The 14,338-nt window shown below is 49.8% G+C and carries 17 protein-coding genes; 8 read left to right on the top strand and 9 right to left on the bottom strand.

All coding sequences use genetic code 11. The features are described from left to right. Positions 1-288 precede the first annotated feature (288 nt). Positions 289-471 (top strand): general stress protein, encoded by a 183-nt coding sequence (locus tag HU143_RS12035; RefSeq protein ID WP_000807642.1) that lies wholly within the window; start codon positions 289-291, stop codon positions 469-471. Between the two features lie 119 nt (positions 472-590). On the opposite strand, the gene HU143_RS12030 is transcribed toward HU143_RS12035, so the two are convergent. Continuing rightward, a complete protein-coding gene (locus HU143_RS12030; protein ID WP_001235357.1) occupies positions 591-1,118 on the bottom strand; it encodes a 2-oxo-tetronate isomerase in 528 nt (175 codons plus the stop codon). Positions 1,119-1,544: 426 nt separating this feature from the next. Between HU143_RS12030 and HU143_RS12025 the strand changes: the two genes are divergently transcribed. Further along, entirely contained in the window at positions 1,545-1,937 is a 393-nt protein-coding gene (locus HU143_RS12025) for a YdeI family stress tolerance OB fold protein (protein ID WP_000776348.1), read from the top strand. A gap of 346 nt (positions 1,938-2,283) precedes the next feature. On the opposite strand, the gene mgtS is transcribed toward HU143_RS12025, so the two are convergent. Together mgtS and ydeE are read right to left on the bottom strand one after the other, a co-directional pair. Continuing rightward, a complete protein-coding gene (mgtS, locus tag HU143_RS12020; protein ID WP_000901531.1) occupies positions 2,284-2,379 on the bottom strand; it encodes a protein MgtS in 96 nt (31 codons plus the stop codon). A 246-nt stretch (positions 2,380-2,625) separates the two neighbouring features. Next, a complete protein-coding gene (gene ydeE / locus HU143_RS12015; protein WP_001068056.1) occupies positions 2,626-3,813 on the bottom strand; it encodes an efflux MFS transporter YdeE in 1,188 nt (395 codons plus the stop codon). A 227-nt stretch (positions 3,814-4,040) separates the two neighbouring features. Here ydeE and eamA point away from each other — a divergent pair, with 227 nt between their 5' ends. Next, a complete protein-coding gene (gene eamA / locus HU143_RS12010) occupies positions 4,041-4,943 on the top strand; it encodes an O-acetylserine/cysteine exporter (RefSeq protein ID WP_000987750.1) in 903 nt (300 codons plus the stop codon). A gap of 118 nt (positions 4,944-5,061) precedes the next feature. Here eamA and marB read toward each other — a convergent pair whose 3' ends face one another. Genes marB through marR form a run of 3 tightly spaced genes read right to left on the bottom strand, consistent with a single transcriptional unit; the run spans position 5,062 to position 6,143 of the window. Then, positions 5,062-5,277: a multiple antibiotic resistance protein MarB gene (gene marB, locus HU143_RS12005; RefSeq protein ID WP_000783049.1), complete on the bottom strand. Its 216-nt coding sequence runs from the start codon at positions 5,275-5,277 to the stop codon at positions 5,062-5,064. Positions 5,278-5,305: 28 nt separating this feature from the next. Continuing rightward, positions 5,306-5,689 carry an MDR efflux pump AcrAB transcriptional activator MarA gene (gene marA / locus HU143_RS12000; RefSeq protein WP_000091194.1) on the bottom strand — a complete coding sequence of 128 codons (384 nt, stop codon included), beginning with the start codon at positions 5,687-5,689 and terminating at the stop codon, positions 5,306-5,308. A gap of 19 nt (positions 5,690-5,708) precedes the next feature. Then, complete coding sequence (marR, locus tag HU143_RS11995; RefSeq protein ID WP_000843434.1) at positions 5,709-6,143, bottom strand: multiple antibiotic resistance transcriptional regulator MarR; 435 nt, start codon at positions 6,141-6,143, stop codon at positions 5,709-5,711. Positions 6,144-6,401: 258 nt separating this feature from the next. On the opposite strand from marR, the gene HU143_RS11990 reads away from it, so the two are divergent. Next, positions 6,402-7,067 (top strand): MarC family NAAT transporter, encoded by a 666-nt coding sequence (locus HU143_RS11990; RefSeq protein ID WP_000968968.1) that lies wholly within the window; start codon positions 6,402-6,404, stop codon positions 7,065-7,067. Positions 7,068-7,113: 46 nt separating this feature from the next. On the opposite strand, the gene HU143_RS11985 is transcribed toward HU143_RS11990, so the two are convergent. Then, complete coding sequence (locus HU143_RS11985; protein WP_021294140.1) at positions 7,114-8,304, bottom strand: sugar transporter; 1,191 nt, start codon at positions 8,302-8,304, stop codon at positions 7,114-7,116. Positions 8,305-8,419: 115 nt separating this feature from the next. After that, positions 8,420-9,292 carry a putrescine utilization regulator PtrR gene (ptrR, locus tag HU143_RS11980; protein WP_000366541.1) on the bottom strand — a complete coding sequence of 291 codons (873 nt, stop codon included), beginning with the start codon at positions 9,290-9,292 and terminating at the stop codon, positions 8,420-8,422. A gap of 102 nt (positions 9,293-9,394) precedes the next feature. On the opposite strand from ptrR, the gene sad reads away from it, so the two are divergent. From sad to HU143_RS11960, 4 genes are all read left to right on the top strand, one after another. After that, positions 9,395-10,783: a succinate-semialdehyde dehydrogenase gene (gene sad / locus HU143_RS11975; RefSeq protein WP_023227490.1), complete on the top strand. Its 1,389-nt coding sequence runs from the start codon at positions 9,395-9,397 to the stop codon at positions 10,781-10,783. 72 nt (positions 10,784-10,855) lie between these two features. Continuing rightward, a complete protein-coding gene (gene glsB / locus HU143_RS11970) occupies positions 10,856-11,782 on the top strand; it encodes a glutaminase B (protein ID WP_000090081.1) in 927 nt (308 codons plus the stop codon). Next, positions 11,782-12,141, top strand: a complete 360-nt coding sequence (locus HU143_RS11965; RefSeq protein WP_000992448.1) for a DUF4186 domain-containing protein — start codon at positions 11,782-11,784, stop codon at positions 12,139-12,141. Before glsB ends, HU143_RS11965 begins: the two co-directional genes overlap by 1 nt. A 255-nt stretch (positions 12,142-12,396) precedes the next feature. Beyond that, the gene (locus HU143_RS11960) at positions 12,397-13,311 is read left to right on the top strand and encodes a bestrophin family protein (protein ID WP_001670736.1); all 915 of its coding nucleotides are present in this window, start codon (positions 12,397-12,399) and stop codon (positions 13,309-13,311) included. A 55-nt stretch (positions 13,312-13,366) separates the two neighbouring features. On the opposite strand, the gene HU143_RS11955 is transcribed toward HU143_RS11960, so the two are convergent. Then, the gene (locus HU143_RS11955; protein ID WP_023227491.1) at positions 13,367-13,909 is read right to left on the bottom strand and encodes a YybH family protein; all 543 of its coding nucleotides are present in this window, start codon (positions 13,907-13,909) and stop codon (positions 13,367-13,369) included. Between the last annotated feature and the right edge of the window lie 429 nt (positions 13,910-14,338).

Below are 14,338 nucleotides of genomic sequence, written 5' to 3'. Positions count from 1 at the left end.
CTGATGACAGCCAGTTAAATTTATGGGGTTAAGTTGTCTGAATATAACAAGGGCGTGCATTCGGATTTTTCTACTTATTTTCCCGTGGTGGCTTGATTGCCAAAGATTTATTACCGCTTCGCTGTTGATGTTTTCGAAAAATATATTTTCCGCTATGTGGTGGTATTATGTAAATAATGCAGAAATGAATTTGACACTGCGCACAGGGCGACTAGATTTAGAACTGTATCACATGATATGAGAAGACATATCATATTTAAAACGCAACATCATCATGAGGATTATATTATGGCAGAACATCGCGGCGGTTCCGGTAATTTTGCAGAAGATAAAGAGAAAGCCTCAGAAGCAGGTCGTAAAGGCGGCCAGCATAGCGGTGGGAACTTTAAAAACGACCCACAGCGTGCATCTGAAGCGGGTAAAAAAGGTGGCCAGAATAGCCACAGTGGCGGACGGAAATCCGGTAATTAATTTTACTCCTGATATTTCATAAATATATTCTGAAATATTGCACATACGATGCGGGCCATAGGCTCGCATTTTTTTATTCTGACCGGGAGTTGTTCTGACCGGTCAGATGAAATTATTGTTTATGCTTTCTTCGTTAACAGAAAAAGCAATTCAGCGAGGGCGAAGCGTACGCATTTTTCTAATACTTCCTGACAATCTCCGTTGAAATGTTGTCGGCTTGTAAAAGTTGTATTGTTAATATTCCAGGCAAACCAAACGGTGCCCGCCGGCGTGCCATCTTCGCCGCCTTCCGGACCGCCATAGCCGCTGATCGCTATGCTGATATTGACCTCAGCCTGATCCTTAGCGCCCTGTGCCATTTCAGTAACAACCGCTTCGCTGACGGCGGTATGTTCGGCAAGACTGTGGCGTTGTACGCGTAAGATTTTTGCTTTGGCTTCATCAGTAAAGGTGACATAACCCACACCGTAAAATGAGGGCGTATCTTCTGCTGCGCACAATGCTGAAGCCAGTTTCCCGCCAGTGCAGGATTCTGCGGTGGTCAGACGGAGTTTCTGGTTAACCAGTAAATCACCAAGTTTTTTTGTCAGGCTATCGACGGATTCGGCTTCATCAAGGGTGACAATATCGTGCTGTTCTAATCTCATCGTTTATTTTTCCGTTACAGAGACAAATGAAATCTGTTCGTTCTTCTCAAGTATGGCATATTTATTTTATGACATTGTCAGTGAATGATTATTTTATCCAGTTACCAACAAACCCGCTGTTGCATAACTTGCTTACTTTCCTGCGGCGATGACTGCCATTGATTATGCGTAAGGCCATTATCCTCAAAAAATAAAGCCGATTATTCTGAATTGCTATCCAGACGTTGATGCATATGACTTCAGCTATGTGGCAAGTTAACTATTACGCCGTTACGCTTTCGCGCTCACCGGCGCTGATGTCGGTTGCATATTAATCCGGATGGGTTGATTTTATTGCTTAATATTCTGCGGGTAAATTCATGTTTGTAAAAACTAAAAATAGCGGCCAGACTTAATACGTCAAATAGACGTTATTAAGGAGAGAGCATGAAACTACAGGTGGCTGCATTTCTAAGTTTTCTGATAATGCCTTACGCGCTAGCGGATGATCAAGGGGGATTAAAAAAAGACGTGGCACCGCCGCCGCCTCATGCTATTGAGGATGGTTATCGCGGTACGGATGATGCAGAAAAAATGACCATCGAACAGGCAAAAACCCTGCATGATGGCGCGACCGTTTCGCTGCGCGGCAACCTTATTGATCATAAAGGTGACGATCGCTATGTATTTCGTGATAAATCCGGCGAGATTAACGTGATAATTCCTTCCGCCGTATTTGATGGGCGGGAAGTTCAGCCGGATCAAATGATCAACATTAACGGTAGTCTGGACAAGAAAGCGAAGGAACCGCTTGTTCGCGTGAACCGACTGCAAAAATAACGCGCGCTAACCGGCAATCTCCAGGTCAGCCATACGGGGCATGCAGCTGGCCTGATACCATGGGTCTTGTAAAAGCGCCTGGGGGACAAAAGGTCCCATAATGTCTTATTCAGGTCTGGTTGCGTATCGTTTAAGCTTCATTGATATTGACGGTGCTACAGTCGTTAGCGATCCGTTATCCTCGCAAGAATTTGCCCGGTAGCGTATAAGCAAAACACAAATCTATCCATGCAAGCATTTACCGCTGGTGAACCGGCGGTTTTTTTTGCCTGCCATCCAGACAAAAGCGGCCCCTTGCGCAACGATGCAGCAAGGGGCCGGCTCTGCGAGGGATTATCTCCGTTCATTAATCATCCCATTTGTGACTGAACCAGGCGGCCAGAAATCCGGAAAATAAAATAATTCCTAATACAACGATAAAAAGGTTAATACTGCCTAACATCTCGTTTCTCCTTATTTTAGCGTGCATCCTCTTTTTTAAAAACCTCGTACAGACTATAGTACTAATTTATACTTAAGCAAAGTCTGAATTGCGTATTTATTTTACTGGAAGGGTAAAGCATTAGAATATTTTCGTCAGCGCCCAGGAATATTCCTGAATTATCGCAGTGATAGCAGATAATTAGCCTGCAATATATAGGGTTAACCCGGTGCGCCAGAAACTGCGCACATCACTGGCTGCAGATAATTAACAGGTGATAGCCTGCTGCGTAGGGGTAATCCGCATTCCTTTTAACATCAGTGCCCAGGCGAACACAATGGCGATTATCAGGACAACGAAAAGCGACCAGGCAGGAAGCGTCGTCAGGATGACGCCGCTGGCCAGCGGGTTTACCGCCGCACCCAGCCAGCCCAGCGATTGCGCTGAAAAATAGCTGGCTTTCATCCCGGCAGGCGCAATGTTGTCAATTAACATATATTCGCCGGGGGCATAAATAATTTCGCCAATCGTGAATACTGCCGCTGAAAGCCCCCAAAAAAACAGATTGTCGCCTGAAAAAATAAATCCGATGAGCCCGGCGATAAAAAAGACGGTGCCGGTCGTCATCATTGGTCGAATATTGACGGCGGTAAGTCGACGGCCCACGGCGTATTGCAAACTGACCACAATAACCGCATTAACCGGCAGGACGACGGCTACCACTTTTTCCGCGAAGCCGCTATCGGCAACGACCATAACGTACTGTGAAATACAGGACGCAAAGGCGCCCCCCACAAAGGAGGCCAGAAATGCCGAAAGCGTAAACCACAATAATGCTTTGTCGCGCAGCAGAACGGAGGGAGACCAGATAGCGGCATTTTTCCCCTCGCTGGCGGCAACCGAACGTGTCACCCATACCTGAATAAAGACCAGCGGAAATGCGGAGCAGATGGCGGCAAGCCAGAAGGGTAAATTGATGCTTTGCATCACCAGCAGCGTGCCGAGCGGCGGGCCAACCGTCCAGCCGATATTGAGTACGGTATAGTTGAGCGAAAAAATCCGTGTTTTTGTTGTCGCGGTGAGATTATCGGCGAACCAGGCCTTCAGGACGGTAGAAAAAACCGAATAGGCGCAGTTAATAAGCGCAAAAAGCAGGACAACCAGTACGACATTATGCACCATTGGGATGGCGATAAATCCGCAGGCGAAGGCGATAATCGCGAGTAACATGTAGCGCTTTTTATCAAACTTGTCCGCCAGAATCCCAAAGCCAAGACTAAAGACGACGCCAATCGTTAACGCGCTGGTCAGCGCGTAGCCAATCAGATCTACGCCTAAACCGTACTGACGGTTAAGATAGATGGTCATAAAGGGGAGCGTGGCGCCGCGTCCAATTGTCAATAACAGCGATGAGGCGAGTAGAGCCAACGTCGAACGTCTCAATCCTGGATTCATTTTTCCTGCCTGAAATGGAGGTTACGTATCGGGACGTTTTAATCTACCGTGCCCGCAAAAGCATGATGTCTATACGCTATAGCGTAGTCTTAACATACCATAACGCAGGATTTTGCCCATCGTGTGTTGTTCAATGCCATGCTCACGGTAAAAAGAAAAGTCCTGTTATGGCGCACTGATTTCCGATAACTTACCTTTTTACAAAATTTTAATAATGACAGGGGCCGATGATGTCGCGTAAAGACGGTTTTTTGGCGTTACTGGTGGTTGTCGTATGGGGGCTCAATTTTGTTGTCATCAAAGTAGGCCTGCACCATATGCCGCCATTATTGCTGGCAGGATTACGATTTTTACTGGTGGCGTTTCCGGCAATTTTCTTTGTCGCCCGGCCTAAAGTCCCGCTTACGCTGTTGCTGGGCTATGGCCTGACGATAAGCTTTGGGCAGTTCGCCTTTCTCTTTTGCGCGATAAAGTTTGGTATGCCCGCAGGACTGGCGTCGTTGGTATTACAGGCGCAGGCCTTTTTTACCATGGCATTGGGGGCGTTTGTTTTTAGCGAGCGGTTACAACGTAAGCAGTTAGCGGGGATCGCCCTGGCGATTATAGGTGTACTGGTATTGATTGAAGCCAGTCTCAACGGACAGCATATAGCGATGTCGGGATTTATGCTGACACTGGCGGCGGCATTTAGCTGGGCCTGCGGCAATATCTTTAATAAAAAAATTATGCAACATAGTCCGCGCCCGGCGGTGATGTCGCTGGTGGTCTGGAGCGCGCTGATCCCGATCCTGCCGTTCCTGCTGTCATCGCTGCTACTGGAGGGGGCGGATCACATTACGCAAAGCCTTATTACCATCGATATGACGACGATATTGTCGCTGCTTTATCTGGCTTTTGTCGCCACTATACTTGGCTACGGCATCTGGGGCGCGTTACTGGGGCGTTATGAGACCTGGCGCGTGGCGCCGTTATCATTGCTGGTGCCGGTAGTCGGGCTGGCGAGCGCCGCGGTGTTACTCGGGGAAACGTTGACCGGGATGCAGCTTGCGGGCGCAGTACTGATTATGGCTGGACTCTATATCAATGTATTTGGATTTCGTGTGCGCCGTACTGCGCGCGTCAGGGGATGAGGCATTATGTTACTAAGAAGACAAACGCTAATTTCAGACCATGCCGCGGGGTAATAGCGGCGGACTTGTCATAGCCAGACGGTACTAAAAAAATGCCCCGCAAAACGGGGCAAAGAGGTTAAAGGTGTTGGTCGTTATAATAGGGCACGCCTAATTCATCTGACTTATCGCTGTTCACGCTCACGGGGTGAAGGTCATTTGGCGGATCGCCTACACAGGGCAGCAGCATCACATCGCGGCTATTTTGCGCCACAGGTAACAAAGTTTGTTCTGCAATGCCATATCCGGAGGCGATAAGTAACAGACCCGGCAGGGCGGGAAACAGCATTTTCATAGTGCTCTTCGCGTGGCGCATAAACAAACTAGTAGTTGCCATGGTTCAGCGGCAGCATATACCGTGATTCGCCATGCATATTGGTGATCCGGTATTTGTGTGGCGGCACATCAAAATAGTTTTTGAACGTCCGGGTCAATGTTTGCTGTGACTCAAAGCCATAGCGTTCCGCCAGATAGAGAATGGGCTCGTTGCTCTCTTTTAATTTTTGCGCGATTTCCGTCATTTTACGGCTGCGGATGTATTGGCCTAATGAATGACCGGTCTCTTTTTTAAACATCCGTTGCAGGTGCCATTTGGAATATCCTGAACGCTCAGACACTTTTTCCAGTGAGAGCGGCGACTCCAGGTTATCCTCGATCCAGTCCAAAATGCTATGAATAGTAATAGCGTCAGTGTTGCGTCTGGACATCGTCATACCTCTTTTTTGTCTACGGCAGAATTTTCTTGAGCAAATACTCAAGCGTTGCCACTTCGTCCGCCGTTAAGTTTTTTGTTAATTCCTGATGCAGGTCTTGCCCTGGTCGTTGATGACATTGCTCACAAATTGCCGCGCCGTCCGGCGTTAGCTTCACCAGTACGCCGCGTTTGTCATTAGGATTCGGCAGTCTTTCGATCCAGCCTTTGCACAGCAGGCGGTCGAGCATCCGCGTCAATGCGCCGAGATCGACAGACAGCACTTTTTTAAGTTCAACCGGGGTAATACATCCCGCGCAGCGTATCGAGCACAGCACTTTAAACTGTGTTGCGGTGATATCCAGCGGGGATAAATAGTTATTTAACAGGCGATCTTTTTTTTGATTTACCATGTAGATCAAGCGACCCAGCGGAATGATTTCATTGAACAGATCACTGGTGCTTTTCAAAATGGTTGCCCCGGCAAGTAATTAATTTCGTCAGATACTATTGCCCAGGCAAGTATAAGTCAACTAAATGAATTGGCCGATGCCACGATTTGCTAAAAGGCGTCCGGGGTATTGTGCTGTGATAACTTGTAACTAATTGATAATTACAGGTTATAGGTTGTAAAGAATATTGACTTGCACACTGGCGAAATGGCGCGCCTGGGCAATTTCACTTTATACTTCCGGTTCATGAAACGCTGATGGGTAAGAGATAGTATTATGATGGATTTGTTTAAAGCGATTGGATTGGGGCTGGTCGTACTGCTCCCGTTAGCCAATCCGCTAACCACCGTGGCGCTGTTTCTTGGCCTTGCGGGCAATATGAATAGTGCGGAACGCAACCGGCAGTCCTATATGGCTTCGGTTTATGTCTTCGCTATTATGATGGTGGCGTACTACGCCGGGCAGTTAGTTATGAACACCTTCGGTATTTCGATTCCAGGGCTACGGATCGCCGGGGGGTTAATCGTGGCGTTTATCGGCTTCAGAATGCTTTTCCCGCAGCAGAAGGCGCATGAGTCGCCGGAAGCGAAAAGCAAATCGGAGGAGCTGGCAGACGAACCGACGGCTAATATTGCATTTGTTCCACTGGCTATGCCAAGCACCGCAGGACCGGGGACCATCGCAATGATCATCAGTTCCGCTTCCACGGTGCGTCATGGCGGCGAGTTTCCCGACTGGGTCATTATGGTCGCGCCGCCGATTATTTTTCTTGCCGTGGCGGTGATCCTGTGGGGATGCTTACGCAGTTCTGGCGCTATTATGCGGCTGGTGGGTAAAGGGGGGATTGAAGCGATCTCCCGCTTAATGGGATTCCTGCTGGTGTGTATGGGCGTGCAATTTATTATCAACGGCGTGTTGGAAATTATTAAAACGTACCACTAAGGCGCATTGTCGTCTGCCGGAAACCTGTTCCCGGCAGACGAATGTCTTAATGCGGTTGTTCTTCCAGCGTCACTGGCCATTTGCGGAATATGAGCACAGCCCATACCAGCGCGGCACAGGCGGGTATGGCGCCAATATAGCCGATGGCCGACATTGACCAGTGCAAACTCACCTGATTGCCTACCAGCGCGCCAGCGCCAATACCAATATTAAAGATGCCTGAAAATAGCGCCATTGCGACATCGGTCGCGTCCGGGGCCAGCGCCAGTACTTTCACCTGCATACCGAGCCCTATCACCATAATCGCGATGCCCCAGAAAATGCTCAGTATGGCCAGATGCGCTTCGCTATTCGCCGCAGGCAGCAGCAGAAGCAAACAGACAACCAGCAGGGCAATAGCGATACTGACGAGCGACGAGGCATGGCGATTACCCAGTTTACCAAACACGAGGCTGCCGATGATCCCGGCGCCGCCGAGGATCAGTAACAGGACGGTAGCAAAATTCGCACTGAGCCCGGCGACATTCTGAACGAACGGTTCAATATAGCTATAAGCTGTGTAATGCGCAGTCACCACAACGACGGTCAGTACATAGAGGCTCATCAGCGCCGGGCGTCGGAATAGCAAAGGTAAACTTTTTAGTGAGCCGGAATGCTCGCTCGGCAATTTCGGTAGAAGCTTAATCAGACATAGCAGCGTAATTAATGCGCCCATGCCGATGGCAAAAAAGGTGGTGCGCCAGCCAAAATACTGACCAACAACGCGACCTATGGGCAGCCCAAGCACCATGGCCAACGCGGTGCCGGTCGCTATCAGACTTAATGCCTGCGCGCGTTTCCCGGCAGGGGCCAGGCGGATCGCCAGCGAGGCGGTTATCGACCAGAAAATAGCGTGGGCGAAAGCGATACCAATACGGCTAATGACCAGCACGGTAAAGTTCCATGCCAGAAAGGAGAGCACATGGCTGGCAATAAACAAAACAAACAGACAAATTAGTAGCTTACGGCGCTCCATTTGACTGGTAAGAAGCATAAAAGGCAGCGACATGACGGCAACTACCCAGGCGTAAATGGTTAGCATGATGCCGACCTGCGCGGTTTGCATATGAAAGCTTTCAGCAATGTCTGACAGCAAACCAACTGGCACAAATTCCGTGGTATTGAAAATAAAAGCGGCAATAGCAAGCGTAACTACCCGTAGCCACGCGACCTTGCGGGAAACTGGATTGATTGTCATAAAAATATTTCGGGTTAGTTGCGAGAAGGTGAGGCCGCGATCTTAAAACGTTTACTGGCGAAAAGACAATCATTTTGTGACCTGCTTCTCATCTACTTCACAGGCCGTTTCGTCTTCAGTCGACGCTCGCCAGTTGGGCGTTAAGTAACTCGATAAAGGCCTCAAGCTGGCGCGTCATCGCCCCGCGCCGCCACATTAGCCATGTGCTAAGCCAGCGCCACTTCTCCGCCAACGGCCAGGCCTCCACCTGATGATGTCCTGGCATACTGTTGAGCATACTTGCTGGCATCAGCGCAATACCTGCGCCGGCAATTACGCACGCCAACATTCCATGATATGACTCCATTTCGTGAATCGTACCGGGGGTTGCGCCATCGGCATGAAACCAGCTTTCGAAATGCCGTCGGTAAGAACAGTTGGCGCGAAAAGCATAGATGTTATAACCATTCACCTCGCTGGCCCGCGAAACGACGGAATGGCCGTGTGGCGCGACGATCATCATCTCTTCCTGGTAAGCCGGTATACCTTCCAGCCCCGGATGCATTAGCGGGCCATCAATAAAGGCGGCGTTCAGCTTTCCTTCGAGCACGCCATCCAGCATGGCGCCGGAAGGACCGGTCGTTAACGCGAACTGAATTTTAGGGTAACGCTGGTTATAACCCGCCAGCAGCGCGGGGATACGTACGGCGGCAGTACTTTCTAACGCGCCGAGTGAAAACAGTCCTTGCGGTTCCTCTCCGGCAACCACCATACGGGCTTCATCAACCAGCGCCAGGATCTGCTGGCTGTAACGTAAAAAGTTATGCCCGGCTGGTGACAGCCTGAGTCGCTGGTTTTCGCGAATAAACAGAGAGACGCCCAAGTCGGCTTCAAGCTGACGGATACGCGTGGTCAGGTTGGACGGAACGCGGTGTACTTTTGCCGCCGCCTGCGTGATGCTGCCCGTCAGAGCGACAGCGTTAAACATTTCCAGTTGCGTCAGGTCCATGATTTTCTCAATTCGTGAATAGTCTGGTTAATATTATTCATTTTTCAGAAAGGGTAAAGGGCGTCATGATGGTACAACTCCCCTGATAACGAGAGAAAGAACATGACCATGATGACTGCAACACAGGCGTTATCCGTGAATCCTGCGACCGGCCAGACGCTGGCGGCAATGCCCTGGGCTAACGCGCAAGAGATTGAACATGCGCTGAGTCTGGCGGCGAGCGGTTTCAAAAAGTGGAAAATGACATCGGTAGCGCAACGGGCGCAAACATTACGTGATATTGGTCAGGCGCTTCGCGCTCATGCAGAAGAGATGGCGCAATGTATTACGCGTGAAATGGGGAAACCCATAAAGCAGGCGCGTGCGGAAGTGACGAAATCCGCCGCGTTATGCGACTGGTATGCGGAACATGGCCCGGCAATGCTGAATCCTGAGCCTACGCTGGTAGAAAATCAGCAGGCGGTGATTGAATACCGTCCGCTGGGCGTCATCCTGGCGATAATGCCGTGGAATTTTCCTTTATGGCAGGTGTTACGCGGGGCAGTGCCGATACTGCTGGCGGGGAATAGCTACTTGTTAAAACATGCGCCCAATGTCACGGGGTGCGCGCAGATGATAGCCCGAATCTTGACGGAAGCCGGTACTCCCGCTGGCGTCTATGGATGGGTGAACGCCAATAATGAGGGCGTGAGTCAGATGATTAACGATCCGCGAATCGCGGCGGTGACGGTGACCGGTAGCGTGCGCGCCGGCGCGGCGATTGGCGCTCAGGCTGGGGCGTCGCTGAAAAAGTGCGTACTGGAACTGGGTGGCTCGGATCCGTTTATTGTACTCAATGATGCCGATCTCGAGCTGGCGGTAAAAGCCGCGGTTGCCGGACGCTATCAAAACACCGGACAAGTCTGCGCCGCCGCCAAACGTTTTATTGTCGAAGAGGGCATTGCGCAGGCGTTTACCGATCGTTTTGTGGCGGCTGCCGCAGCATTAAAGATGGGTGATCCTCTGGTTGAAGAGAATGACCTGGGGCCGATGGCGCGCTTTGATCTGCGTGATGAACTCCATCAACAGGTGCAGGCTTCCGTCGCCGAAGGCGCACGGCTACTGTTGGGCGGCGAGAAAATCGCCGGGGAGGGCAACTATTATGCCGCGACCGTTCTGGCGGATGTCACACCTGACATGACGGCATTTCGTCAAGAGCTTTTTGGGCCTGTTGCCGCCATTACCGTTGCAAAAGATGCGGCGCACGCCCTCGTGCTGGCGAATGACAGTGAGTTTGGCCTGTCGGCGACGATCTTTACCGCCGACGATACGCTGGCCGTGGAGATGGCGGCGCGTCTTGAGTGCGGTGGGGTATTCATTAATGGTTACAGCGCCAGCGATGCGCGTGTGGCATTCGGCGGGGTGAAGAAAAGCGGCTTCGGTCGCGAGCTTTCGCACTTTGGTTTACACGAATTTTGTAATGTGCAGACCGTCTGGAAGAACCGCGTCTAATCGCCCTGACGTCGCGTGGCGCCCTCTGCTATACTCGCAGGCCTTTTCAGACCTGCGAGCAAGGAGCATGTTGTGGCCAGGGCCATGGATAATGCAATTTTAGAGACGATTTTACAGCGCGTTCGCCCCCTCATTGGCCAGGGCAAAGTCGCTGACTATATTCCGGCATTAGCGTCCGTCGAGGGTTCAAAGCTGGGGATAGCGATTTGTACCGTGGACGGGCAGCATTATCAGGCGGGCGATGCGCACGAACGCTTCTCTATTCAGTCTATTTCGAAAGTGCTTAGTCTGGTGGTGGCGATGCGTCATTATCCGGAAGAGGAGATCTGGCAGCGCGTCGGAAAAGATCCTTCCGGCTCGCCGTTCAATTCGTTGGTTCAGTTAGAGATGGAACAAGGAATCCCGCGTAATCCATTTATTAATGCGGGCGCGCTGGTGGTATGCGACATGTTGCAAGGGCGGCTTAGCGCGCCGCGTCAGCGAATGCTGGAAGTTGTGCGCGCGCTTTGCGGTGTATCGGATATTACATATGACGCTACGGTCGCGCGTTCTGAATTTGAGCATTCCGCCCGTAACGCCGCTATTGCCTGGCTGATGAAATCATTCGGTAATTTTCATCATGATGTGCCTACCGTGTTGCAAAATTACTTTCACTACTGTGCGTTGAAAATGAGCTGCATGGAACTGGCGAGGACGTTTGTCTTTCTGGCGAATCAGGGCGAGGCGTTTCATCTCGACGAGCCGGTAGTTACCCCCATGCAGGCCCGGCAGATTAATGCGCTAATGGCGACCAGCGGTATGTATCAGAATGCCGGCGAGTTTGCCTGGCGGGTGGGATTGCCCGCTAAATCCGGCGTGGGAGGCGGTATTGTCGCCATTGTGCCGCATGAAATGGCGATTGCCGTCTGGAGTCCGGAGCTGGATCCTGCGGGAAACTCTCTGGCAGGTATCGCCGCGCTTGAACAATTAACACAAACGTTAGGACGTTCGGTATACTGATGAATGCGCTTGAACCGCTCTTTGCCCGCCTGGCGCGATCGACATTTCGTTCGCGCTTTCGTCTCGGGATAAAAGAAAGACAATATTGCTGGGATAAAGGCGCGGAGGTGATTGATAAACACGCCGCCGATTTTATCGCCCAGCGACTGGCGCCAGCTCACCCGGCGAATGATGGTAAGCAAACGCCGATGCGGGGCCATCCGGTATTTATCGCGCAACATGCGACGGCAACCTGCTGTCGCGGGTGCCTGGCGAAGTGGCACCAGATACCTCAGGGAGAACCGCTGAGCGAAGCGCAGCAACAGTATATTGTCAGCGTTATCCATTACTGGCTGGTCATACAAATGAATCAGCAGTAGGGCAGTGCGTCGTTGCTGACGCTTTCCCCGATAAATCACCCTATACCACTGATAGCAGCCGTTGACCGTCATATATCTCATGTGCTGAAGTGTCTTTTTAGTTACAACATACATTTGGTTGTTTTTTTTCAACGCCTGTCAGCACTGTGCAAAAAAATGCTCTACAGGGCAGGGGAGCCGTGTATCACCAGAAGCTTGCAACCTTGATCTGGATCACGTTTAATGACAGTGCTTTTTTACCTGCTGAAGATAATCATGATCGTTAGACCACAACAGCACTGGATTCGCCTGATATTTGTCTGGCATGGTTCCGTGTTATCTAAAATCTTTTCACGACTGCTCCTTAACTTTCTTCTTTCTATCGCCGTTATTATCATGCTGCCCTGGTACACAATGCTGGGTATTAAGTTTACCCTTGCGCCGTTTAGCATACTGGGCGTCGCTATCGCCATTTTTCTTGGGTTTCGCAATAATGCCTGTTATGCGCGTTACGTCGAAGCGCGACATTTGTGGGGGCAGTTGATGATCGCTTCACGCTCAATACTGCGAGAGGTGAAAACAACCTTGCCTGATGAACGCGGTATCGAGGATTTTGTTCGGTTACAAATCGCTTTTGCCCACTGTTTACGTATGACATTGCGTCGACAGCCTCAGACGCAAGTTTTGGGCAACTATCTTGACCAGGAGGCGTTACAGAAAGTTGTCGCTTCCCATTCCCCCGCTAACCGTATCTTATTGCTGATGGGAGAGTGGCTGGCGATTCGCCGCCGCAGCGGAAAGCTTTCCGATATTTTATTTCATAGCCTCAACAACCGCTTAAATGATATGTCGTCAGTATTGGCCGGCTGTGAGCGCATCGCCAATACGCCGGTGCCTTTTGCCTATACGTTAATTTTGCATCGTACAGTTTATCTTTTCTGCATTATGTTGCCATTTGCACTGGTGGTTGATCTGCACTATATGACGCCGTTTATTTCGGTGCTTATTTCTTATACGTTTATCGCGCTGGATGCGTTAGCGGAAGAGTTGGAAGATCCGTTCGGTACTGAAAATAATGATTTACCGCTGGATGCGATATGCAATGCGATAGAAATCGATTTACTGCAAATGAATGATGAAAGGGATATTCCGGCAAAACGGATACCGGATAAACGCTATCAACTGACCTGAGCTCGACTTAACTGGCGCAGAATGTTCATCTGCGCCATAACCTGAAGAGCAAAGCTTAATAGCCTTCTCCAACGCCGGTTTTGGCTGGACCGGAGTAGTGGACATGAACGATTCGCCATCCTGTGTTTGGTATCTTCGCCCACACCTGGCTTTCGCGGCCTGTCGTGTGTTGAGTTTGCCCATTATCACGGCGTACCGCGGTAAAATGCCAGTCGAACTCTGCAACGGCGGCATTGCCATACACATGAATAGCAGGGTGAGCGTCCAGTTTTAATGTGCGTTTGCTGAAGGTTTTACCCATAGTGGTGCCATAAAAATTTTCAGCGATCTGCGACCATCCGCGTTCGTGACCGCGTGGATGAATAAAACTGGTTTCCGGTGAAACATAAAAGAGCTGCTTGCCTAACGTTGGGTCTGCCTTATCTATTGAATAAAGGTAGCGGTTAATACCTTCTGTAATTTCTTGTTTAACGGTCGACGTAGCTTCATTTTGTGCGGCGGTTGGCGTTGCCGCTGATGCCGATGACGCCATCAGAGTTAACGTTATCGCGGCGGCCGAAAACAATAGTGACGTTTTTTGCATAATAGTTATACCCATATGGTCTGTTTTTGAGACGCTTTATCTTTCCTGTTACGTTTACCTTTATACTAAAGGAGCATGACTCACGAACAATAAAAAACATCCTTCTATAAAATTACCCCGAAAAGGGAGTAGTGCAATTAAGAATATCGTATTTGTTTGTAACGGCATGACTCAAAATATCAACATTTAGAGTTTCAGTATTGTTGTTGTCCATTGACTTACTTTTATGTTTATTACCACTGGTAAATAGTTAATCTTATGAATAGTGATACACAAATGACCGTTTGCGCTATGTGATAATTAACCATAGTAAAAATACACGAAGCGAAGAAGTGCTATTTCAGCAGTACTGATATTTTCATAACGCTAATTTAAAAATAAATGTAAACGTAACAAATTATACACAAAAATAAGAAGGGCTGTGGCCTCAACTGACTTGATTAT

Origin of the sequence: Salmonella sp. SJTUF14076 (genome assembly GCF_015534835.1) — a bacterium.
GTDB lineage: Bacteria > Pseudomonadota > Gammaproteobacteria > Enterobacterales > Enterobacteriaceae > Salmonella > Salmonella enterica.
Note: the sequence above shows the minus strand (reverse complement) of the source record. Positions and strands in the feature narration are given on the sequence as shown.